The sequence below is a fragment of the Rossellomorea oryzaecorticis genome (genome assembly GCF_038405515.1).
Classification (GTDB): domain Bacteria; phylum Bacillota; class Bacilli; order Bacillales; family Bacillaceae_B; genus Rossellomorea; species Rossellomorea oryzaecorticis_A.
In genome coordinates, this window is record NZ_JBBYAF010000001.1 from 75,311 (window position 1) to 98,287 (window position 22,977).

General features: G+C 40.5%; 19 protein-coding genes. 15 read left to right on the forward strand and 4 right to left on the reverse strand.

Translation table 11 applies throughout. The annotated features are described in order from the left end of the window. Nucleotides 1–202: 202 nt before the first annotated feature. The 7 genes from hutP (at nt 203) to AAEO50_RS00425 (ending at nt 8,025) form a co-directional block, all read left to right on the forward strand. Nucleotides 203–649 (forward strand): hut operon transcriptional regulator HutP, encoded by a 447-nt coding sequence (hutP, locus tag AAEO50_RS00395; RefSeq protein WP_425383129.1) that lies wholly within the window; start codon nt 203–205, stop codon nt 647–649. 210 nt (nt 650–859) lie between these two features. Continuing rightward, on the forward strand, nt 860–2,383 hold the full coding sequence (gene hutH / locus AAEO50_RS00400) for a histidine ammonia-lyase (protein WP_341979239.1): 1,524 nt from the start codon (nt 860–862) through the stop codon (nt 2,381–2,383). Next, nucleotides 2,376–4,046, forward strand: a complete 1,671-nt coding sequence (hutU, locus tag AAEO50_RS00405; RefSeq protein ID WP_341979241.1) for a urocanate hydratase — start codon at nt 2,376–2,378, stop codon at nt 4,044–4,046. Before hutH ends, hutU begins: the two co-directional genes overlap by 8 nt. 4 nt (nt 4,047–4,050) lie before the next feature. After that, nucleotides 4,051–5,331: an imidazolonepropionase gene (gene hutI, locus AAEO50_RS00410; RefSeq protein WP_341979243.1), complete on the forward strand. Its 1,281-nt coding sequence runs from the start codon at nt 4,051–4,053 to the stop codon at nt 5,329–5,331. Beyond that, nucleotides 5,309–6,250 (forward strand): formimidoylglutamase, encoded by a 942-nt coding sequence (hutG, locus tag AAEO50_RS00415; RefSeq protein ID WP_341979244.1) that lies wholly within the window; start codon nt 5,309–5,311, stop codon nt 6,248–6,250. Before hutI ends, hutG begins: the two co-directional genes overlap by 23 nt. A gap of 259 nt (nt 6,251–6,509) precedes the next feature. Next, nucleotides 6,510–7,037: a sigma-70 family RNA polymerase sigma factor gene (locus AAEO50_RS00420; RefSeq protein WP_341979247.1), complete on the forward strand. Its 528-nt coding sequence runs from the start codon at nt 6,510–6,512 to the stop codon at nt 7,035–7,037. Continuing rightward, entirely contained in the window at nt 7,030–8,025 is a 996-nt protein-coding gene (locus tag AAEO50_RS00425) for a hypothetical protein (protein ID WP_341979248.1), read from the forward strand. Before AAEO50_RS00420 ends, AAEO50_RS00425 begins: the two co-directional genes overlap by 8 nt. Before the next feature lie 77 nt (nt 8,026–8,102). Here the strand turns inward: AAEO50_RS00425 and AAEO50_RS00430 are convergent, their stop codons facing one another. From AAEO50_RS00430 to AAEO50_RS00440, 3 genes are all read right to left on the reverse strand, one after another. Continuing rightward, entirely contained in the window at nt 8,103–8,624 is a 522-nt protein-coding gene (locus AAEO50_RS00430; protein WP_341979250.1) for a DUF6843 domain-containing protein, read from the reverse strand. A 160-nt stretch (nt 8,625–8,784) separates the two neighbouring features. Then, on the reverse strand, nt 8,785–9,114 hold the full coding sequence (locus AAEO50_RS00435; RefSeq protein WP_341979252.1) for a hypothetical protein: 330 nt from the start codon (nt 9,112–9,114) through the stop codon (nt 8,785–8,787). 294 nt (nt 9,115–9,408) lie between these two features. Continuing rightward, nucleotides 9,409–9,540 (reverse strand): hypothetical protein, encoded by a 132-nt coding sequence (locus AAEO50_RS00440; RefSeq protein WP_341979254.1) that lies wholly within the window; start codon nt 9,538–9,540, stop codon nt 9,409–9,411. 199 nt (nt 9,541–9,739) lie between these two features. On the opposite strand from AAEO50_RS00440, the gene AAEO50_RS00445 reads away from it, so the two are divergent. Next, the gene (locus tag AAEO50_RS00445; protein ID WP_341979256.1) at nt 9,740–10,621 is read left to right on the forward strand and encodes a helix-turn-helix domain-containing protein; all 882 of its coding nucleotides are present in this window, start codon (nt 9,740–9,742) and stop codon (nt 10,619–10,621) included. 113 nt (nt 10,622–10,734) lie between these two features. Here the strand turns inward: AAEO50_RS00445 and AAEO50_RS00450 are convergent, their stop codons facing one another. Next, the gene (locus AAEO50_RS00450) at nt 10,735–11,793 is read right to left on the reverse strand and encodes a LysM peptidoglycan-binding domain-containing protein (RefSeq protein WP_341979480.1); all 1,059 of its coding nucleotides are present in this window, start codon (nt 11,791–11,793) and stop codon (nt 10,735–10,737) included. 279 nt (nt 11,794–12,072) lie between these two features. On the opposite strand from AAEO50_RS00450, the gene AAEO50_RS00455 reads away from it, so the two are divergent. The 7 genes from AAEO50_RS00455 to AAEO50_RS00485 all read left to right on the forward strand — a co-directional run bounded on the left by AAEO50_RS00455 (nt 12,073) and on the right by AAEO50_RS00485 (nt 22,944). Further along, entirely contained in the window at nt 12,073–13,800 is a 1,728-nt protein-coding gene (locus tag AAEO50_RS00455) for a cell wall-binding repeat-containing protein (RefSeq protein ID WP_341979258.1), read from the forward strand. Between the two features lie 114 nt (nt 13,801–13,914). Continuing rightward, complete coding sequence (locus tag AAEO50_RS00460) at nt 13,915–14,859, forward strand: NAD-dependent epimerase/dehydratase family protein (protein WP_341979260.1); 945 nt, start codon at nt 13,915–13,917, stop codon at nt 14,857–14,859. 328 nt (nt 14,860–15,187) lie between these two features. Then, complete coding sequence (locus AAEO50_RS00465) at nt 15,188–15,511, forward strand: hypothetical protein (protein ID WP_341979262.1); 324 nt, start codon at nt 15,188–15,190, stop codon at nt 15,509–15,511. A 22-nt stretch (nt 15,512–15,533) separates the two neighbouring features. Continuing rightward, complete coding sequence (locus tag AAEO50_RS00470) at nt 15,534–17,855, forward strand: cell wall-binding repeat-containing protein (RefSeq protein ID WP_341979264.1); 2,322 nt, start codon at nt 15,534–15,536, stop codon at nt 17,853–17,855. Nucleotides 17,856–17,888: 33 nt separating this feature from the next. Then, a complete protein-coding gene (locus tag AAEO50_RS00475; RefSeq protein WP_341979266.1) occupies nt 17,889–19,388 on the forward strand; it encodes a cell wall-binding repeat-containing protein in 1,500 nt (499 codons plus the stop codon). An 86-nt stretch (nt 19,389–19,474) separates the two neighbouring features. Then, nucleotides 19,475–21,688 (forward strand): cell wall-binding repeat-containing protein, encoded by a 2,214-nt coding sequence (locus tag AAEO50_RS00480; RefSeq protein ID WP_341979268.1) that lies wholly within the window; start codon nt 19,475–19,477, stop codon nt 21,686–21,688. Nucleotides 21,689–21,885: 197 nt separating this feature from the next. Beyond that, the gene (locus tag AAEO50_RS00485) at nt 21,886–22,944 is read left to right on the forward strand and encodes an MraY family glycosyltransferase (RefSeq protein ID WP_341979270.1); all 1,059 of its coding nucleotides are present in this window, start codon (nt 21,886–21,888) and stop codon (nt 22,942–22,944) included. Nucleotides 22,945–22,977: the final 33 nt, after the last annotated feature.

A 22,977-nucleotide genomic window follows, 5' to 3' on the forward strand; every position in this document is an offset into this window, starting at 1 on the left:
GGGACGTCTATTTTTAATATAGTTCGCTGCCTCGAGTGACCTACTCTCCCAAACCATCCCAAAACCCTTTACCACGCTACCAAACTACCTCTCTAAGTTTCTAAAATCGCGACATTTTCCGTTGACCTATCGTATGGTTCACCATACAATAAAAGTAGTTATTAGTATTTTTAGAATTTTCTAGTTAAGGTGCGAATGCCGCTTGGAAAAAATGGAGCATACCAAAATTGGAAAGAACGCCATGCTGCTCTTGCTTCTCGATCAGGAAGAGGAAGAGTGGAACAGGCATTTCAATGAACTGAACTGGAGCTATTGCACAGGCAAGATCGGCTCCATGGATAGTCAAAAGATTGTCGCTGCCATCGAAACGGCAGCAAAAAGAAGTGATCTTGTACGAGAAGATCTCTATCGTGAAATGCATGCGCTGTACCATGCGACCATGGAAGCTCTGACCGGGGTGACCAGGGGACACACCCAAATCGGTGAAGTCCTTCGAACGGTCGGCCTTCGCTTCTCCATCGTAAGGGGGACCCCTTACGCTAACGAAGAAGAAGGTGAATGGATTGCGGTCGCACTGTATGGAACGATTGGCGCGCCCATTAAAGGATTGGAACATGAAACAATCGGTTTAGGCATCAATCATATTTAACATATAAATAAGAAAAGAGCCTATAGAAACCAGTCAAAAGGAGGCTCGACCCAAGGCAGAAGTCTGTCTTGAGGTCGAGCCTCCTTTTCTGTTTATTTAAGTGATTTTGAAGTCCTGTCCCAGACCACGTTAAAGCGCTGCCTGGCTAAAAGCCCGTCTCAGCGTGCTTTAAAGTGTGAAAGTAAAAATTAATTTGTTGAGGTGATATAGATGGTTGTGTTAACAGGAAGTTCGTTGAGTTTAGAGGATGCGAGAAAGATCATTTATGAAGGGGAGGAGGTTGTTCTATCCCCGGAGAGTATGGCACGTGTGAAAAAGAGCAGGGAGGCGGTTGAGAAGATCGTGAAGGAGAAACGCGTGGTGTACGGGATCACGACGGGCTTCGGAAAGTTCAGTGATGTGCTGATTGATTCGGATGATGTGGAGGAGCTGCAGCTCAATCTGATTCATTCCCATGCGTGCGGAGTCGGCGACCCCTTTCCGGAAACAGTGTCACGGGCCATGCTTCTCCTCAGAGCCAATGCCCTCCTAAAGGGGTACTCCGGTGTCAGGCCGGTCATTGTTGAAAGATTAGTAGAGTTCTTGAATAAAGAAATTCATCCGGTGATTCCGCAGCAAGGGTCACTTGGAGCGAGCGGCGACCTCGCACCGCTCTCCCATCTGGCACTGGCTCTTATGGGCGAAGGTGAAGTTCATTACCAAGGCGAGGTCCATCAGACACTGCCGGTACTTTCTAAAGAAAATATCTTCCCAATCCAGCTTCAGGCGAAAGAGGGTCTAGCCCTCATCAACGGCACACAGGCCATGACGGCGATGGGAGTCATCGGCTACCTGGAAGCAGAGGAGCTTGCATATCAAAGTGAAATGATCGCGAGCCTGACCTTGGAAGGCCTGCAAGGAATCATGGATGCGTTTGACGAAGATATACATTTAGTAAGAGGGTATCCGCAACAGGTAGCAACGGCAAAGAGAATCAGAACCTACCTGCAAGACAGCAAGCTCACAACCAAACAGGGTGATATCCGCGTGCAGGATGCCTACTCTCTGAGATGCATCCCGCAAGTACATGGTGCTTCTTGGCAGGCACTCGATTATGTAAAAGAAAAGCTCGAAATCGAAATGAACGCAGCAACGGACAATCCGCTGATTTTCGAAAACGGGGAAAAGGTCATCTCCGGCGGTAACTTCCACGGCCAGCCGATCGCCTTCGCGATGGATTTCATGAAAATCGCCGTTGCGGAACTGGCGAACATCTCGGAACGTCGAATCGAACGGCTCGTCAATCCGCAGCTGAATGACCTGCCCGCATTCCTGAGTCCGCAGCCAGGGCTTCAATCCGGGGCGATGATCATGCAGTACTGCGCGGCCTCACTCGTGTCAGAGAACAAAACACTGGCCCATCCGGCAAGCGTCGATTCGATCCCGTCATCGGCAAACCAGGAGGACCATGTGAGCATGGGAACGATCGGCTCCCGACATGCATATCAAATTTTACAGAATACAAGACGGGTCCTGGCGGTCGAACTGATCTGCAGCCTGCAGGCAGTCGAACACCGCGGTACGGATTTTCTAGCAAGCACGACCCGCAAATTTTACGAAGAAGCGAGAAAAGTTGTTCCTTCAATTACTAAGGACCGGATTTTCTCGAAAGACATAGAGAAAGTGAACAGCTGGCTTAAAGAGTTCCAACTAAAATCCATTACCAAAACAAAGGAGGAAACGACAAATGGTTAATGCAAACAAACGAATCGTGAATGTGAAAAAAGGGACGGAAATCGAATGTAAAGGATGGGAGCAGGAAGCGGTTCTCCGCATGCTGTACAACAATCTGGATCCTGAAGTGGCAGAGATTCCGGAAGAGCTTGTGGTCTACGGAGGAATCGGGAAAGCAGCGCGTAACTGGGAGTCGTTCGATGCAATCGTCAACACACTCCGCAATCTTGAAAACGATGAAACGATGCTTGTCCAATCCGGTAAGCCGGTCGGCGTATTTAAAACGCATAAAGCGGCACCAAGGGTTCTTCTTTCCAACTCAGTACTCGTGCCAAAGTGGGCGAACTGGGAGCATTTCCATGAGCTTGATCAAAAAGGCCTCATGATGTACGGCCAAATGACGGCGGGAAGCTGGATTTACATCGGAACGCAAGGAATCCTTCAAGGAACATACGAGACGTTTGCAGCATTGGCCAAAAAGCATTTCAATAACTCCTTAAAAGGGACCATCACCCTAACAGCCGGTCTTGGCGGAATGGGCGGGGCGCAGCCATTGGCGGTCACGATGAACGGCGGTGTCGTCATTGCGGTCGACGTCGATGCAGAGCGCATCCAGAAGCGTCTGGATACAAAATACTGTGACGTGAAGACGGATTCCTTGGAAGAAGCAGTTGCAATGGCTTACGAAGCAAGAGACCAAGGGAAAGCACTTTCCATCGCATTACTAGGAAATGCGGCGGAAGTTCACCACGAATTTTTAAAAAGAGGCGTGAAAATCGATATCGTGACCGACCAGACATCCGCTCACGATCCACTAAACGGCTATGTTCCAGAAGGGTACTCGTTAGAAGAAGCGGCACGTCTAAGAAAAGAAAATCCATCCCAATACACCAAGCTTTCACAAAAAAGCATGGCCAAGCACGTGGAAGCGATGCTTGAATTCCAAAAGACAGGCTCCATCGTATTCGACTACGGCAACAACATCCGTCAGGTTGCAAAAGACGAAGGAGTCGAAAATGCCTTCGATTTCCCTGGATTCGTTCCTGCCTACATCCGTCCATTATTCTGTGAAGGGAAAGGGCCGTTCCGCTGGGCAGCACTTTCAGGGGACCCTGAGGACATTTACAGAACTGACCGCTTGATCAAAGAGTTGTTCCCAGAAAACGAAGCACTCAACCGCTGGATCGACATGGCGCAAGAGCAGGTATCGTTCCAAGGACTGCCGTCGCGTATCTGCTGGCTTGGCTACGGCGAACGTGTGAAAATGGGGCTTGCCATCAACGAGCTAGTAAGAAAAGGAGAGCTGAAAGCACCAATCGTCATCGGCCGTGACCACCTCGACTGCGGATCGGTTGCATCACCGAACCGTGAAACGGAAAGCATGAAGGACGGAAGTGACGCTGTAGGGGACTGGGCGATCCTGAACGCGCTGATCAACACTGCTGCCGGTGGTTCTTGGATCTCGTTCCACCACGGAGGCGGAGTAGGCATGGGTTACTCCCTGCACGCTGGAATGGTGGTAGTTGCGGATGGTACTGATTTGGCTCAAGAAAGACTGGAACGAGTCCTGACTACTGACCCGGGCATGGGCGTCATCCGCCACGTCGACGCAGGCTATGACATCGCTGAAAAAACAGCGGAAAAACACAACATTCAAATCCCGATGAAAAAAGGAGGAGAATAATCTAATGACAAAACAATTCGACACAATCATTGAAAACATAGGGCAGCTGCTGACGATGGACCATGGGGACGGTCCACTTAAAGGGAAGAAAATGAACGAGCTTCCGGTCGTAACTGGTGCCGCAATCGGGATCAAGGACGGACTCATCGAGTGGGTCGGCACTCAAGAAGACGCGCAAACACACAAAGCAACCGAGCGAATCGACGCCGAAGGAAAACTCGTGACACCAGGTCTCGTAGACCCGCACACCCACCTTGTATTCGGAGGTTCCCGCGAACATGAAATGGCGTTGAAGCAGCAGGGGGTCCCATACTTAGAAATCCTGAAACGTGGCGGAGGAATCCTATCAACAGTAGGAGCTACACGCGAAGCATCAGAAGAAGAACTTCTCAAAAAAGCCCGTTTTCACTTAGACAGAATGATTTCCTACGGAGTCACAACAGTCGAAGCAAAAAGCGGATACGGATTAGACAAAGATACAGAGCTCAAGCAGCTAAGAGTGACGAAAAAATTAAACGAAGAACACGCAGCCGACCTAGTATCAACGTTCTTAGGCGCACATGCAATCCCGCCGGAATATAAAGAACGCTCAGATGAATTCCTACAAGAAATGCTTAACATGCTCGTAGACATCGAAAAAGAAAACCTCGCAGAATTCGTCGACATCTTCTGCGAAACCGGAGTCTTCACAGTCGATCAGTCCCGCCAGTTCTTAAAAGCAGCAAAAGAAAAAGGCTTCTCCGTAAAAATTCACGCCGATGAAATCGATCCACTAGGCGGAACAGAAATGGCAACAGAAATCGGAGCGACAAGCGGAGACCATCTAGTAGGCGCGTCTGAAAAAGGAATCCAGGCACTGGGAGCAACCGACACCATCGCCGTCCTCCTGCCAGGCACATCCTTCTACTTAAACAAAGGAAAGTGTGCCAACGCCAGAGGCATGCTCGAAGCGGGAGCGGCAGTCGCGCTGTCAACCGACTTCAATCCTGGGAGCTCGCCGACAGAGAACCTGCAATTCATCATGAACCTGGCATCCCTGCAGCTGAAAATGACACCGGAAGAAATATGGAACGCGGTGACCGTCAACTCTGCATACGCAATCAACAGAGGAGAGCTGGCAGGCAAGCTCATAAAAGGGCGCAAAGCCGACATCGTCCTCTGGGATGCACCGAACTATCACTATGTTCCTTATCATTACGGCGTGAACCACACGCATACTGTCATGAAAAACGGATGCATCATATACCGCAAGGAGAAGCTTCATGAGCACATTTCAACACATTAAGCCGGCAGGAAAAGCGCAGTTCAAGGACCGACATACAACCAAAGCTGCCGAACTGTTAACACCGTATACAGAGGGCTCAAAGGGGGATGTCGCCATCATAGGCGCCCCGCTTTCAAAGCCGTCTATTTCCCACTCGGGAGCAAGCTTTGCACCAGACGTAATCAGAAGATGCCTAAACTCCTTCACTACGTATAACATCGAAGAAGAAACGGACATCAGCAGCCGAAAAATCATAGACTTCGGCGACATCACTATGCATCCAACATCAATCGAAGACTGTCACCAGAGAATCTATCAATCAACCAAAGAAGTCGCACAAGCCCAAGCAGCACCGTTAACCATCATTCTAGGCGGTGACCACTCCATCACCACCTCAACAGTGAAAGCCATTAAAGAAACAAAAGGCACGGTCGGCATCATCCAGCTCGACGCTCACCATGACCTCCGCAACACCGAAGACGGCGGCCCGACTAACGGAACCCCCTTCAGAAGATTAATAGAAGAGGGGCACCTCAAAGGCGAGCATCTGATCCAAATCGGCATCCGCAATTACGCCAATGCCAAAGCCTATCACGACTATGCCATCGAAAACGGTGTAACCGTATATACGATGAAGGACGTCAGACAACGCGCAATCGCAGAACTGATCCAGTCAGCATTATCCCAACTGGAATCCAAAGTCGACACCATCTATCTATCCGTCGACATGGACGTCCTCGATCAGGCATACGCCCCGGGCTGCCCGGCAATCGGCCCCGGTGGAATGGATCCGGACACACTTGCCGAAGCGGTCCAGCAAGCCATCAAGCACCCGAAGGTCCAAACCATGGACATCGTGGAAATCGACCCGACGCTTGACACCCGGGATATGACCAGCCGGATTGCGAGCTTGCTCATAATCAATTCATTAGTAAAGTAAGATAAACAAAAAGTGTATCCTGCTATCATGGGATACACTTTTTAAATTTATTTTAAAATATGAGCCATTTAATTCATGCTTATCGTCTAACATGTAAAGGAAAATAATTAGGATATTGCAGCTGGAGAGGATTTGTTAATCAATTACATGGGTTACTGCATGGAAGTCCAAAAGGCTGAATATGAACACTTAATCACCTTATATAATGAGTGTCTTGTAAAAACTCTAAAATCATCAAGTGAAAGGGGGGGTCCTTCATTTGGAAGATACACATAAGAATCACTTGATTGAGTCACTGATCGATGAATATGAAACACCAATAACGAAGCTTGCTTACTTTTATGTCAGGGATTGGCCGACAGCTCAGGACATCTGCCAGGAGGTCTTTATTAAAGTATATGATGTACTCGACCACTTCAATCATCAGTCGTCCTATAAAACTTGGATTTACCGCATTACGATCAATAAATGTAAAGATTACAGGAAATCAGCTTATTTCAGAAAAAATACGGTCGTAGATAAGCTTCATAAATACTTTAATAAAGAAATTGCTGCTACCCCAGAACAAGTCCTGCTTCAATCAGAGGAACAAACCAGTATGTCCGCCCTTATCTTTACCCTTCCAATTAAATATAGAGAAATCATCCTATTATATTATTATGAAGAACTCACAACCCAGGAAATCAGCGAACTGCTGAATATCAACTCCTCTACAGTCCGTACCAGATTAGGAAGAGGAAGACAGAAGCTGAAAACAATGCTGCAAAGGAGGGATAAGGATGAATAACGAAAAGGACCCTTTATTCACCCTCAAAGAGGATTTGGACAAAGAATTATTCGATAAAATAGAAATTACCAGTCAGAAAAGGCTTATCATGTCAAAGATCCATCATAAACATACTAAAAAGAAGATAAATTGGCATATATTCTTGAATATTGGTGTAACTGCCGCCGTTATTTGCCTGCTTTCCATACTCGGCAGCAGTTATCTTTCAAACGAGGAATTAACTGAAGAAGACCCGGGGGAAGAAATAAAGAACCCTGAAATGACGGATCAGCACTCCATGTTCATACCAGAAGATGACCTGAAGGATGAAATAAACGAGGAGAAGAAAGAGATCCGGAAAAAGCAAAAGCCTGTTGTAGAAGATAATATAAACGATCCTGCTCCATCATCTGAAGAGGAAGAACCTGAAAAAGAGGAACCCAAGCCAAATGAAACAACCATCCAGGTGCCGCCTTTCGATTTCTCTTATATTCTTCAAAATCCAGCAGCATTTACAGCCGAAGCATCACAAGGTATTTTGCATGGAACAAATACAATCATTGGTGAATCATTTGAAAGTATAGCAGAAAAGTACGGCGATCTTCCGTTTGTGAGTGGAGCGGAAGGAGGGTATAAACATAATTTAGGCAGTGACTATTTGTTGACCTTCGACGAAAAAGGAGAAGGGATCCTTCATAGGGTAGAAGTTAAAAGAAGAATAAACACAAACCTGACAGTGGAACAAATGGTGAATGCTTTGGGTATCCCATACTTCTATCATGATGCGATGTCAACAAATGGGGTTTATATGGCATACATTTATGGGAATTATCAAGTGACAATGAGGGTGGAGGGAAAAGTGGAACTCAATCAGAGAGATACAAACGCAGATCTTGATGTGGTGTTTGTAGATTCTGATGCAAAACTGACCACACTACAGCTAAGTAGAAAATGGCTCGAGGAAACCTTATTGAATAAAAACACCGAAATTAGTGCTGGAGAAGAATAGATTCCCCTCAAGCCTTTAATACCTTGGTAATTACTAAGGGTTTTACCAAACAAAAGCTCTTCCCTCTGCTTTAACGCTCAGGGGGAGGGGCTTTTACCACTAAGCAAGTTTATTAACAATTCCTTTTTGGCTTCCTTACTCTGAGTAGTGTACTCTTTCTTACCGTTTAAATAAAAATCTTCACCACATTCGGATTGGGTGACTTGCACATCAACGTAACCAATTTCTTTCCCGTTTGCCTCAGTGTTTCCTCCAACACCTCGTTCATGCACACAATATGGATCAATTTCTTTTCGCTTTCCTGCTTTATCAATATAATAATATTTATTATTATATTGATATGTAGCAGCTTTTGGAAGATACGGTTCCTTTCTTGAGGTTAGGGCATAACCATAGGTAGAATAATTGGTTTGATGTAAGGTTTCGATATTTGTTTTTTCTAGGGGAATAACAGCAAATTCTCCTTCTTTTTTCAATTCGGGGGCTCCTGGAATGTTAAAGAATACAGTGAAAGATCCCTCATACTCTTGAGGGATTAAATAAATATGATTAGTGTAGCCTGGTGAGGCACATCCCCCAATAAGTAATACTGCAATCAACGTTAAGATGAATCTTTTCAATGTCATGCCTCACTTTCTATAAGTGTCTTATTCCATTATAAGGATTTTATATAAAAGAAAAACAGGGCTTTTCTTATCATTAAGGAATTAGCAATCATAAAAAAGAACCTCTTCCACAATTGCAGAAGAGGTTCTCATTTTATAATCCAGAAATGTGTACATCTTTAATGTCATAACCAGAATGAATTTCTTTCATGCCAATGACGTGAAGGAAATGCTGAATCTTTTTCATGCATAATTCTTCTGTTTCATTAATCACATCAAATCGATCGATGACTGCACATTTTTGAGTTTTTAGATACGTAACATTTTTTGTTTGGCTGGGGGAATGGGTGTCGTTTGCAATGGAGTAGGTGGACACTGATGCTTCCCCAACTTTGGTGTCACCTTGAGTAAATTCAAAATGGAATTGAATCGACAAATCTACATCGGAATATAGAGGATTTACTTTCATGTTGATATCTTTCATCATGAAGCCCCCTTTCTTTTATTGTACTTTTATCCTATCACATCAAACTTTAAAGTGTATTTTGACTCATTATCGGTATGGAAGCGAATATTTAGGGAATTTGTGCAGAAAAGAATGTTTTCCTTCTTTTGTATAACTATAGGAATATTCCTACATGAATATTTTCAGTAAAGTAATTACCTATGAGTATTGGAATTGTGTGGCAGATGAGAAACTTGTGCAAAGTGAAGAGACTGAAAAAAGAAACATCCGAAAGAAAAAAACTTCCCAATTGGGAAGTTTTAAGTTAAGTGATTAATGAGCACTGCCAGGAAGTTCTAGCTTTTGAATGGTTGCCCCTGCCTCTTCGGTCGTATTGCTTGTAAATCCTGCAACACCCAGAAGAAGGATTGAAGCGGTTAGAATGGCAAGAAAATGTTTTTTCATGGGTCTTTCCTCCCTTTCTTATTCAAATGAATATTCGATAAGATTGATGATATATATGTTATTATAATTAAAACACATATTCAATCTTTATAAATTTAGAGTGTGATGCCAAAATACCTATTTATTTTAATCTTACATAGTTTTTACACCTATTTTCATCAAAAAATATAACTCTAGGCATATTTAGAGGAGGATGTTAATGGACTTCACGGCGGTTGGAAAAAAAATCAAGGAACTTAGAAAAAATAGTGGGCTTTCTCAAGAGGATCTTGCAGAAGGAGTCTGTACTCAAGCACAAATAAGCAAGATTGAAAAGGGGGACGTCTTTCCTTACGCATCTACATTATATCAAATCTCACAAAAATTAGGGGTGGATGTAAATTATTTCTTTGATATTGGCACCACACCAAGGTTAGATTATGTACAAGAGGTTTTTCATCAACTGCAAATTCTCAGAAGGAATTTAAAATTTGAAGAAATGATGGACATTGTGAGAGCAGAGGAGGATAACCCTTTATTCATACAAAACAATAAAAACCTTCAACTCTTATTATGGCATAAAGGCATATATTTATATGAAGTAAAAAAAGATCTGGATGCTTCAGTGAAAACTCTTCGAGAGGCAATTAGCATTACAAATGAAAAAGGGAAGCTTCTTCAAGAGAGGGAAGTGGAAATCCTATTATCACTTGGGGCAATTTATTTTTACGAAGATTTGGAAAAAGCTTTGGAAGTATTTGAAGAGATTGAGGATCACTTACAACTTCTACCTCATTTAAATAACTACTCCATTAAAACGAGACTTTATTATAACCTGGCCAGGACATTAACAAGGCTTAAAAGAATAGAAGATTCGAATAAATACTGTAAAAATGCGATTAAGTGGGCACTTCACAAAGACAGCTTATATTTATTGGGAGAATTACACTATCACATCGGATATAACTTGGAATTATTAGAAAAACCTGAGGAAGCCAAATCGTATATGGAAAAAGCCCTAATTGTCTTCGAACTTCAGCAGGATGATAAATATACCCAGTTCATTAAAGGGAAAATTAAAGAACTCACTGCAAATTCATGACGCTAATATAGGCGAGTTTCCAACGATGTTAGGAAGGTGCCGATAATATGTAGTTAATAAAAAAGGAGACATCAGCATTGACTGACGTCTCCTTTTTTCTATTGTATAAAGTGTTAGTAAAACCTCTTAAAACTATCAAACTTAGATTTCCAGTATGGATTGTTTAAACTGCTGATTTCAACACCATTATCCCCGGCATGAATGAATTGTTGATCTCCAATATAAATACCTACATGAGAGATTCCCTTCTTATATGTATTTTCAAAAAAGACCAGGTCCCCTAATTCAGGTGTGTTCACATAATAAGATCTATTAAAGTACCCTTCACTAGATTGACGCTTGATATCAGATCCTGCTTTATTAAATACATGATAGATATAACCGCTGCAATCAAAACCGCTTGATGATGATCCTCCCCATTTATAAGGAGCTCCTAAGTTAGCAAGTGCTTCAGAAGTAATCTTATTAGAATCCTGTCCAACTGTCACTTGCTCCCTGTCTGGTGAATTGGAAGCCTGCTGCTTGGCTAACTCTAACTTCTGTCCTATGTGAATGACATCGGATTTAAGACTATTCCACTGTTTAATATCCTGAACTGAGACAGAAAACTCTCTGCTGATTTTGTACAGTGTATCGCCTGGGTTAACGGAGTATACAACATTATCGGAATTAGAAACAGGTTGTGTGGTCGTACTTTCGATCTTATCTTTTACTGCTGTAGTGGTATCTTCCTCTTTTTTTATTGGCTCTTTTACTTGTGCTGGATTAGAGGCTCCAACAGTTAATTTTTGACCTGGATAAATAATATGAGAGGAAATTTGATTCCACTTTTTCAGGTCAGCTAAAGAGATAGAATGAGAGTTAGCAATTCTTATCAGTGTGTCTCCTGACTTTACAGTATAAGTCTTGCTGCCCTCACCCACTGATGGAGGAGTTGTATTTGAATTAGTAGGCACAGAAGAAGTCGGGTTCTTAGTCACGACTAGCTGTTGTCTTGGAAAGATGACTGCATTTTGAAGATTATTCATCTGCTTTAATTCAGAAATACTTACATCATATTTCTTAGATATAGACCATAACGTGTCGCCTGCTTCGACTTTATGGGTATTGGCAGAGGCGTGGGCAGCGAAAGAAGTAGAAATAACTGCAGTAGTAGCTACAGTAAACAACATTTTTTTCACATTTACTTCTCCTTTTTTGTCATAGATTGATAAATATACTGTTATTTTATCACAATTAATATAAAAAAAGGGTTTAAATCCATAAAAAACATATATTAAAATAGTCTAAAATAACTAATTGTGATGGTGGATCCATAAGCCTTATAAATACCATAAAATACCTTAAAAGTAGTTTGGTAATCCCTATTCCATTTCCTTGTAAAATGTATTAATATTTGAAAAAGCTCATGTATTTGGAACTTAATAGAAATTATATAGGAGATTTGATGTGTGAAAAAATGGTTAATTATTGTTGTGTTGTCTGCATCTTTTTTTGGAACGGGGAGTAAGGGAGTTAAAGCCGAGGAATTTAACTACGAGAGGATTGGGGGTCTGAATAGATTTGAGGTAGCTGTGAATACATCAAAAATATATTGGCCGAAGTCATCTGAAGTGGTTGTTTTATCCAATTATAATGCATTTGCAGATGCACTGGCGGCAGGTCCGTTAGCATATAAACATAATGCACCTGTTTTATTGACTCATCCTGACAAACTTACTTCAACGACAAAAGAAGAGTTGACCAGGCTTTCTCCTTCTAAAGTAATAATTGCTGGGGGTAAGGGGAGTGTTTCGGAACAAATTGAGAACGAACTTGTTAGGATGGGAATCAGCGTAACAAGGTATGGCGGAAGAGATAGATATGAAGTAGCAGTAAATATTGCGAAGGAATTCAGTGATCCTCAATCAGCCATCCTCACAAATAGTCAGGCGTTCGCAGATGCTTTGTCGATCTCCCCTTATGCTTCCCGAAATGGGCTCCCCATTTTATTGACTCGTCCAAACACGTTAGGGGAAGAGACAAAAAATTATATAGTCAAAAATAACATTCACCATACATATGTTATCGGAGGAACCGGGAGCATAAGTAATGCAGTTCAAAAAGATTTACCTTCTCCTACAAGAATAGGAGGTAAAGATCGCTATGAAGTTGCATCAAAAATATTTGAGCAATTTAACTTTGATAAAAGTGCTGCCTTTATTGCAACGGGATTAACGTTTGCAGATGCCCTTACAGGTTCGGTACCTGCAGCGAAAGAAAATACAGCAATATTATTAACAAAACCAAACAGCCTGCCTGAGTCATCTCTAGCAGCAATAACAAGAAATAGTGTCAGCAGCTTTTTATTGCTGGGCGGTCAAGGATCTGTTGGAGAAGAAATTGAATATCAGTTGTTTCACCGGAATTCTTCCACTGTTCCAGTGGTATATTTTGTGCCGCACGCAGATGATGAAGTGCTATCGTATGCTGTGGATATAAGAAATATGATCAGGGAAGGAAAGCCAACCTACTTGGTATTAATGTCCCAAGGGGAAGATTCTTCTGCAAGAAGCATTCAAAATGGTTTCTATGATGGAGAGTTTATTTTATCTTCTATGCAAGGTATGCGGACATATTGTCATTGGCATAAAAGGTATCATGACCCCATCGAAGAAAATTACCTCCATGGACATTTAGATGTTGAAACCTTTGGGGAATTAAGGGAAGAAGATTTCTTCAGAGCAACGAGCGCTTTAGGGGTCCCTGAAGAGAATATTTTTTCACATGCTCTTTCAAAAAATGAATTCACTAGCGAAAATTTAGAGGGGATTATCAAAGAATATATTGGCAAATACCCACGTGCGGATTTTAAGACAATGTCCAAGTTTGACGCTCATAGTCAACATGCTTTGATTGGCAGGACATTAGAAGAAATGGAACAAAAAAATGAATTGTATCCATTTCAAACATCTTACTTTGTTTCAATGTATACTGATCGTTTTTCTTCTATTAATATACCTTTTGAAAAAGTGAAGGTTATATTAAGTAATCCTTTAGATGAGCCATATATTAAAAAGGGAATTAACGAGTACAAACTTTTTGAACCGGAGAACGGTTTGTATGGTAATGGCTATCATTCTGTAATGTCTCAGTTTAATGCTTTAGAAAATCAAATGTTTACGAAAATTCATAAGTGAAGTTTCTTTAGTGAGTAACATTAATGAAACAGAATGATAATTTTTTATTTTTATGGGGTTAGGGTAAAATAAAGCTGACATCTATAGAAACACCTTTATGAAAGGAGTATATGCATGAGTTCAATTTTAGTAACTGGTGGCGCAGGATTTATAGGGTCCCACTTAGTAGACGCCCTTTTAGAGAGAAACGAAAAGGTTATAGTAATTGATAACCTTTCAATGGGAGATGAAAATAACCTGCCCCATGATAATAATATTACTTTTATTAAAGGGGATTTATCTGATTCCAAGTTAGTGAATAAGTTATTCAGTGAATATGATATCAATACAATTTTTCATTTGGGAGCTGTTGCAAGTGTAGTTGCTTCTATAGAAAACCCATCAGAAACACATAGAACAAATATGGATGGAACCTTAATTTTATTAGAAGCAGCAAAAAAATATGGTGTAGGTCGTTTTATTTTTGCTTCTTCAGCTGCGATTTTTGGAGACGAACCAACCTTGCCGAAGTCAGAAGAATCGATAATTAAACCGCTCACGCCATATGCCATTGATAAGTATGGGTCAGAACAATATGTTATTGCATATAACAGGCTATATCATTTACCTACCACGGTTTTAAGGTTCTTTAATGTTTTTGGTAACAGGCAGAACCCTTCCTCCCCATACTCAGGAGTTGTGTCTATTCTCACGGATAAATTTAAAAAAATCCAAAATAATGAGGAAGATTCATTTACATTATATGGAGAAGGAGATCAAACAAGAGATTTCATTCATGTAAAAGATGTAGTTAAAGCTCTTATATTGGTCATGGAAAGAGAAGAGGCCGTAGGGGAGATATTTAACTTGGGAACCGGTATCTCTACAAGTTTAAAACAACTTATAGAAATATATGAAAGGGTTACAGGACTTTCTCTTCCGATTATTGAAAAAGAAGAGAGATCTGGAGACATTAAGTTTTCCTACACCAGTATTGAAAAAATAAAAGCTATTGGATATACTCCTGATTATTCCCTGGAAGAGGGTCTCAAGGTGTATTGGAATAACGAATGTAGTTAATTTTACTTATGAAGCTTGTTAAACACCGCTCTTGATTTTTGTCAAAGGCCTTCCTGTCCGGGGGTCTCGTGAACTTAAGGGTCGTATCCTCCCGGCAGAATCATTGATAATAATCGCACCATAGTTTTTAAAAGTATAAAAATATTTAATCATAATGAAAAAAGTCATTCTTAGGAGTGACTTTTTTATTTTTACCTTTATTCGACATAAAACCCTACTAATTACACAATTTCGAGTAAATTCTATTTTTGTATTTACAATGTTTGTAAGCTTAGATAGTATTAACATTGTAAAATATGTAATAAAAATTTAATGGAGTGATAAATAAATGAAAAAGAAGATTGCGGCATCCTTGCTCTCATCTTTCCTATTGCTTACAGCATGTGGAACACAAGAAACAAAAGTGGAAGAAACTAGCACTTCAGGAAGTAGTGAAGTTACCGATAATAAGGAAGAGACTAAAATGGTCACTTTTAATGGATTAGCTGACCCTCACACCATGGAAGTAGAAATGGATGGAGAAATAAAGTCAATCCAATTCAACCCGGATATTCTTGATCAAATTGAAGAAATGGAAGAAGGAAAAGAATATCAGTTGAAGGTAAAAGAAAATGAAAAAGGCCAGATTGAATTAGTAGAAATAATGAAATGAAAAATGATGGAGGTAAAGAGTATTGGGTTTTTTAAGAAAAACAGTTGTATCAGTTGTTAGTGCCAGTGTGATTTTAGCTTATTCTCCTATTACAGAAGCCAGCGCATCGACTATCTCAGTAAAATTAAAAAATTATATTGGCAACAGAACTAGTCTTGTAGTAAACAGTCAAGGTACTTATAAACTAGAAAATAACAATAAGAGATTTTCTGGTGGTGATCGCTATGAGGTTGCGGAAAATGTTGCAAGTAACGGCTGGGATACAGCTGAAACAGTGTTTGTGGTAAACTCAGTAGCATTTGCTGATGCGCTTGCTGCGTCTCCGCTTGCTTACAAATATAATGCACCTATCCTATTAACGAGAGCAGGAGATATTCCTGATTCTACGTTCAATAAAATTAAAACACTTAGCCCGAATAAGATTATCATTGTCGGTGGTACTGGAAGTGTAAATGGGGCAGTTGAAAATAAATTAAAGTCCATTACAGCTAATGTCTCCCGTATTGATGGGAAAGATCGTTTCGAGGTATCAAAAAAAATCGCACAAAATCTTGGAGCGTCAAGTGAAGCGTTTCTTACCAACGGATTGATCTTTTCGGATGCCTTAGCTATAGCACCTTATGCTGCAAAGAATGAGATCCCTATCCTTCTTACTAGGAAAGATAGTATCCCGGCTCCAACTTATGAAGCTATTAAGGGGAAATCTGATGTAACGGTCATTGGCGGTACCGGAAGTGTTGATAATAATGTTTATAATAGTGCAAAAGCGACTAAACGAATTGATGGTAAAGATCGTTATGAAGTTTCAGCAAATATCGTAAATGAATTGAATATCAATTCACCAATGGCATACGTGTCAAACGGTTTAACATTCGCTGATGCATTAACAGGCTCAGTGCTCGCTGCGAAAAATGGATCTCCGTTATTATTGACGAGAGCTGATAGTCTACCTGATGTAATTAACAGCTTAATAGATAATAAGGATTATAATGTATTCAACATCTTAGGCGGTCCTGCTTCTGTTGAAGAGAAAGTCGTTAATCAACTGCCAAATGAATTTAAACTGCAAGCTGGAACGGATTATGTCGTGAAAAATGAATCGGGAAGATTAGCCATGTATCAAGGCAGTACGAAGGTTGCGGATTTTGGTCAATCTGATTTTGTGTTGAAACCTTTAATTTATTCAGAGGAAAATGCTCTAATAGTTAAGGGGAATGCCAATAGACAATATCTTGGGAAAATGAAATTCACATCAGAGTCAGATCGATATGTAAGGCCAATCAATTTAAATATTCCTTATGAAGACTACTTAAAAAGCGTGGTTCCAAGAGAATCACCTTATTGGTACCATGCGGAAGCACTAAAAGCACAAGCGGTTGCTGCACGGACATATGCTATTCATAAAGTAGGGCAAACAGTACTTGATGATCAGAGCTTTCAGGTATACGGAGGGTATGATTGGAAGGATGAAACTTCCGCTGCTGTTGAAGGTACAAAAGGATTGATATTGAGGTCAGGTGGTGAGCCAATCACAGCTTTCTTTTCATCTAGTAATGGAGGGGAAAAAGCGACCAATATTGATGAATGGGGGGGAGAAAAGAAGCTAAGTTATCTCTCAAATGGAACTGACACTTTTGATGATTATAAATGGAAGTTAAAAGTCCCCAAGAATCTTTTCGATGATCAAGATATTATATCAATTTCAAAAAAAACAACTGGATACCCTAATATAAGTATTGATAAAGCCTTAATAAGCCCTTCTTGGTGGTTTGATAATGTAAATGAAAGTCACACAGTTTACTTAGACGATAAAAATGATAATCAGGACATTTACACTAGTAAATCAAGTCAATTAGTAACCAATGTTAAGAAATATCTTGGTAAACATGGTTATGTTAATAAAGATATAAAAGTTAAACAAATCTCAAAATATGAAATTGACCCTCAATTAAATGCTGGGAAGAGAATCGAGAAAAGTTACCTAACAGTACAATTTTATATGCGAGAAAAAGGCACAAAAGATTATTATTATGAAGATGGTTTTGGAGACCAAGGGATTGGTAGTCCAATAAAACTTTATGAGCAAAAATTAGATATATTAGAGCATGGCGCTAATGTTCCCTATTATGAAAAAGTAAGGTATTTATTTGGAACACTTAACTTACGTAGTACATTAATTGAAAATGTTGATAATAACAATGATGACTTTTTCCTTGTTTATGGTAAAGGCTTCGGCCACGGTGTTGGGATGAGCCAGCAAGGCGCCAACAACCGGGCGAATAATGGTCAAACGTACCAACAAATTTTAAACTTCTATTATCCTAATACCACACTAGGAAACTAATAAACTAGAAATCTCATAAAAATGGAGGAAATAATGAAAAAAATATTAATGACACTGGTTGTTTCTATCGTCTTTTTGGGTTTAGCACATGGAGCCAGTGCTGAAGGACAGCATAAACGCTTAGCAGGTAAGGATCGGTTTGAAGTAGCGGCGAATGTAGCAAAGGAAGGGTGGCCTAGTGGTGCAAATATAGTTTTCCTTGCAAACTATGATGCGTTTGCTGATGCCCTTTCAGCTACGCCTCTAGCTTACAAAATGAATGCACCGATTTTGTTATCGCGTCCAACTAGTTTAGGTGACACAACTAAAAATAAGCTGCGCGAATTATCGCCTTCAAAAGTTTTTGTTGTAGGTGGTACAGCCAGCATCTCAAATAATGTCGTTAATGAAGTGAAAAGCTTAGGAATTTCTTCAGTTGAACGTATTAGTGGGAAAGATCGTTTTGAAGTATCAGCTGAAATTGCGAAAAGAATGCCAAGCTCTTCGAAAGCAGTAGTAGCAAATGGTTTAAATTTTCCAGATGCTTTGGCAATTGCACCTCATGCTTCAAGAAACGGCATGCCAATTTTATTGACACGTGATAACGAGCTTCCAGCTCCAACGGTTTCAAGCTTACTAAATAGAAAACCAAGCCAAGTCATTGTAATGGGTGGAACTGCCAGTGTAAGCAATGGGGTTTATGCCGATTTATCAGCTTACAGCCCTCTTCGAATCGGCGGATCAGATCGATATGAAGTTGCAGCTAACATTATTAAAAAATTGAATCTATCAACTTCAACAGGATTCTTGGCTACCGGGCAGACTTTTGCTGACGCTTTGACTGGGTCAGTTTTAGCAGCCAAGAAAAACGCTCCGGTTTTATTAACAAGAAATTCTTCTCTACCTGAAGCGACGAAAGAAATTACAGGTCAGAAGAGAATGACGAATTTTGTTGTTTTAGGCGGCACAGCTTCTGTTTCAAACAGTGTGGTTAAGGCTGTAGCAGGTCCTTTGGCAGGTGAGATGATAGTCGTAGATCCTGGGCATGGGGGAAGTGATCCTGGTGCTTCCGGGAATGGTGTTGTTGAAAAAGAAGTGAACCTTGATGTTTCAAAAAGAGTAAAAGGAAAATTAGATTCAAATGGTGCGTATACTGTCATGACTCGTGAGACAGATACTTATCCTACGCTTTCTGAAAGAGCAGCATTAGCAAATAAGCAAGGTGCGGATGCGTTTATTAGCATTCACGCAAACGCATATTCCAATTCTGATGTACAAGGCACTGAAACATTCTATGATGATACGTACGCAGGTCAGTTAAGTAAGGAATTGGCTACTTATATTAACAATGAATTAGTAGAAAAGTTAGATACAAATGATAGAGGAGTTAAAAACGTCGGCTTTAAGGTTATCAAGGAAGCCACGATGCCAAGTGTTCTAGTTGAACTGGCCTTCATAACAAATGAAGAAGACGCAGCGAAATTAAGAAGTGATTATTACAGAGAACAAGCTGCAATTGCAATCTCTAATGGAGTGCTTACTTTCTTTAGATAATAAAAGTAAGGAATAATATCGGAAAGGCACCTGGAATATGCTTGTTCCAGGTGTCTTTTTATAAAATTACAAGGAGATAGACATACGTGAAAAGAATTATTTTATTTTTTGCTGGTATCTTAGTGTATATTAGCTTTTTTGCAGGTACTGCTGAAGCGGAAACGGTAAATGAAAGAATTGATGGTCAAAATCGTTTTGAAGTAGCTGTAAATATATCAAAGAAATATTGGGGAAATGGTGCTGATACGGTTATCCTATCAAACCACTTAGCATTTGCAGATGCTCTTTCAGCATCGCCCTTTGCTTATTATAAAGATGCTCCCATACTGCTTACAAGAAATGATCGTTTGACAAGCACCACACTCGATGAATTAAAACGATTAAATCCACGGGAGATCATAGTGATAGGGGGAGAAGGCAGCATCAACCCTTCGGTTGTCAAAGAAATTGATCAAGCCAACATATCCAGACTTCAAAATATTTCACGAGTTCCGGGAAAGGATCGGTTTGCTGTATCGGAAAACATTGCTAAGCAACTTCCTCCTTCCTCTCACGTCATTCTAGCCAATGGTCTGGTTTTCGCGGATGCATTATCCATTGCTCCGTATGCTTCTATCAATAATCTTCCCATTTTACTAACAAGATCAAACAGCCTGCCTTCCTCCACTTTAAGCTTGATAAAGGATAAGAAGGTATCCGAAGTTACCATTGTTGGAGGTATTGCGAGTGTAAGTAAAGATGTAGAAGATTTATTGCCTGTAAAGAAGAGAATTGGGGGCAAAGACAGATATGAGGTATCTGCCAATATCGCGAAAGAATTTTTTCCGGGATCCAGACAATCCTTTATGGCAACCGGACTCTCTTTTGCCGATGCATTAAGCGGGTCGACAGTTGCTGCAAAAGCGAATGGCCCTGTGTTACTGACCAGACCGACTTACACACCTGATCTTGTACATTCTTATTTGATCAGCCGCAAGCCTGAGAAAGTAACGATATTTGGTGGTCCTGCCTCAGTTAACGAGGGTATCATATATAAACTTGGTAGCTGGGAGATTACTAAAAAGACTTCCTCCATTAAGGGTTATTCGGACAAGACTTCCTATCTGCCTGGTGATACTGTTAATCTATATATTTCTAGTGAATATGGTTACGGTGCAGAAATTTACAGGATGGGCCACTACAATGGGGAAGGTGCAGTGCTGAAGAAATCACTCGGTTATATGTCTGCATATACCCAGTCAAATAGTAAACGAAATCCTGTTACTTTAAATGCTAACTGGGTAAAGAATGTTCACTTTTCAATTCCGAAAGATTGGGAGAGTGGTATGTACCTAATCAAGCTTGTAGATAGCAGATTGAACACTTCCTATATTCCGATTGTCGTGAATTCAAATGTAAAGAATGAAGTTGGTATTGTACTGGCAACAAACACTTACCAGGCATACAACAATTGGGGCGGGAAAAGTTTTTACGGATATAACAGCACGAATAAAGAACCAGCCATTAAATTATCTTATCACCGCCCGTATCAAGATGGGAATGGAGCGGGCCAATTCTTTCATTATGAATATAATCTAATCAGGTGGCTTGAAAAGAAAGGTTATAAATTAAACTATTATTCAAATGTTGACATAGCTAAAGGGAAATTGGCACAGGATAATCCAAAATTGCTTATCATACCGGGGCACGATGAATATTGGACGAAAGAAACCAGAGACAGTATCGAGACGTTGACCAAGAACAATATGAATCTTGCAAACTTCAATGCTAATGTGGGGTATTGGCAAGTTCGGTTGGAAGATGCTGCTTCTACCATTGTGAGCTATAAAGCTAAAGCAAGTCAGGATCCTTATCAGAAGATAGATCCAAGCAAAGTGACAACTCTATTTAGGAATCCTCCGGTTAACAGACCGGAAAATGAATTGTTTGGAACTATGTACAGAGGTATTCCTGATAAAACTTATCCAATGTTAGTCACCGATGCATCTCATTGGATTTATCAAGGAACAGGTCTGAAAAATGGTGACAGAATACCCGGTATCATCGGCGGAGAGATTGATCATTACGATGGAGAGATTCCCGGAGTGGAATTGATTGCAAGATCACCGATAAGCCTTTATGGAAAGAATAGTGTCGCTGATGTTACCTGGTGGGAAAAACCATATGGAACCAAAGCTTTCTCAGTTGGGACATTCTATTGGAATTGGTTCCTCGACCCTTATGGCCACACGAATGTAGCTTCTTATAATCAAAAAATCGAAATAATGACACAAAATGCATTGAATGAACTATTGAAGTAAGACTGATTACGTTATATGTTTTTCTCTAGAGTAACTTGCTTAGTGAATATTACCACTAATAAACTTACTTTCAGGTTAGAGAATAAGACAGACAGGGTATATATGAAATGAAATTGTAAAAAAATTTTCATTTCCAAGAATGTATTTTGTGTTAAACTGATTTAGGAATTAATCAAGAAATCAAAGGAGTAAATATAATGGACATTACGCTACTATTGTCGGTACTAATTTCTTTTGTCTCCGTCCTTATTGTCACTCCATGGGTTATAAAACTTGCTAAGCTTATCGGCGTGGTTGACCAGCCCGACCAACGGAAGGTGCACACCAAGGCAATGCCGAGGATGGGTGGACTTGCCATCTTCATCGGAGTCCTTGCCGGGTATTTCGCGTCCGGATTATATAAAGAACCGATCGCTTCTATTACAGTAGGCGCTTTGGTAATCGTCGCTGTTGGTTTATTGGATGACAAGTTCGCACTGTCTCCAAAACTCAAATTGCTGGGTCAGCTGCTTGCAGCCGGTATTGTGGTATATTCTGGATTAACGATTGAGTTTTTATACATCCCATTTTTCGATCGCATCGATATTGGATTCCTGGCAATCCCTATGACAATTTTATGGGTGATTGGAATCACCAATGCGATTAATCTGATTGATGGACTCGATGGATTGGCAGCCGGGATATCATCCATAAGTTTGGCCACAATAGCCTTCATGGCATTTATGAATGGGAAAGTCCTTATATTGACACTTGCCTTGATTGTACTCGCAAGTGCTGTAGGGTTCCTCTTTTATAATTTTCATCCTGCCAAGATTTTCATGGGGGATACAGGCTCATTATTTTTAGGTTATATGATAGCTGTATTATCTTTATTAGGTCTTTATAAGAGTGTGACACTCTTCAGTTTCGTTGTTCCGGTATTGATATTGGGTGTTCCATTATTTGATACAATCTTTGCCATTATCCGAAGGGTTGTCAATAAGAAACCGATATCAGCTCCGGATAAATCCCATTTGCATCATCGCCTGATCAGTTTGGGGTTTTCGCATAGAGAAACAGTATTGATCATTTACGCTCTTGGGTTATTCTTTAGTATATCTGCCATTATCTTTACAAAAGCTACGTTGTGGGGCTCCGTTTTATTAATAGCGGCATTATTGATTACGATTCAGACGATTGCTGAAGTTATTGGCTTGGTAAATGAAAAACATAAACCTTTCCTAAGTTTTTATAAGAAAATCTTAGGGCGTCAATAAGCTGTGGGAGCACTCCTGCAGCTTTTTATCTTA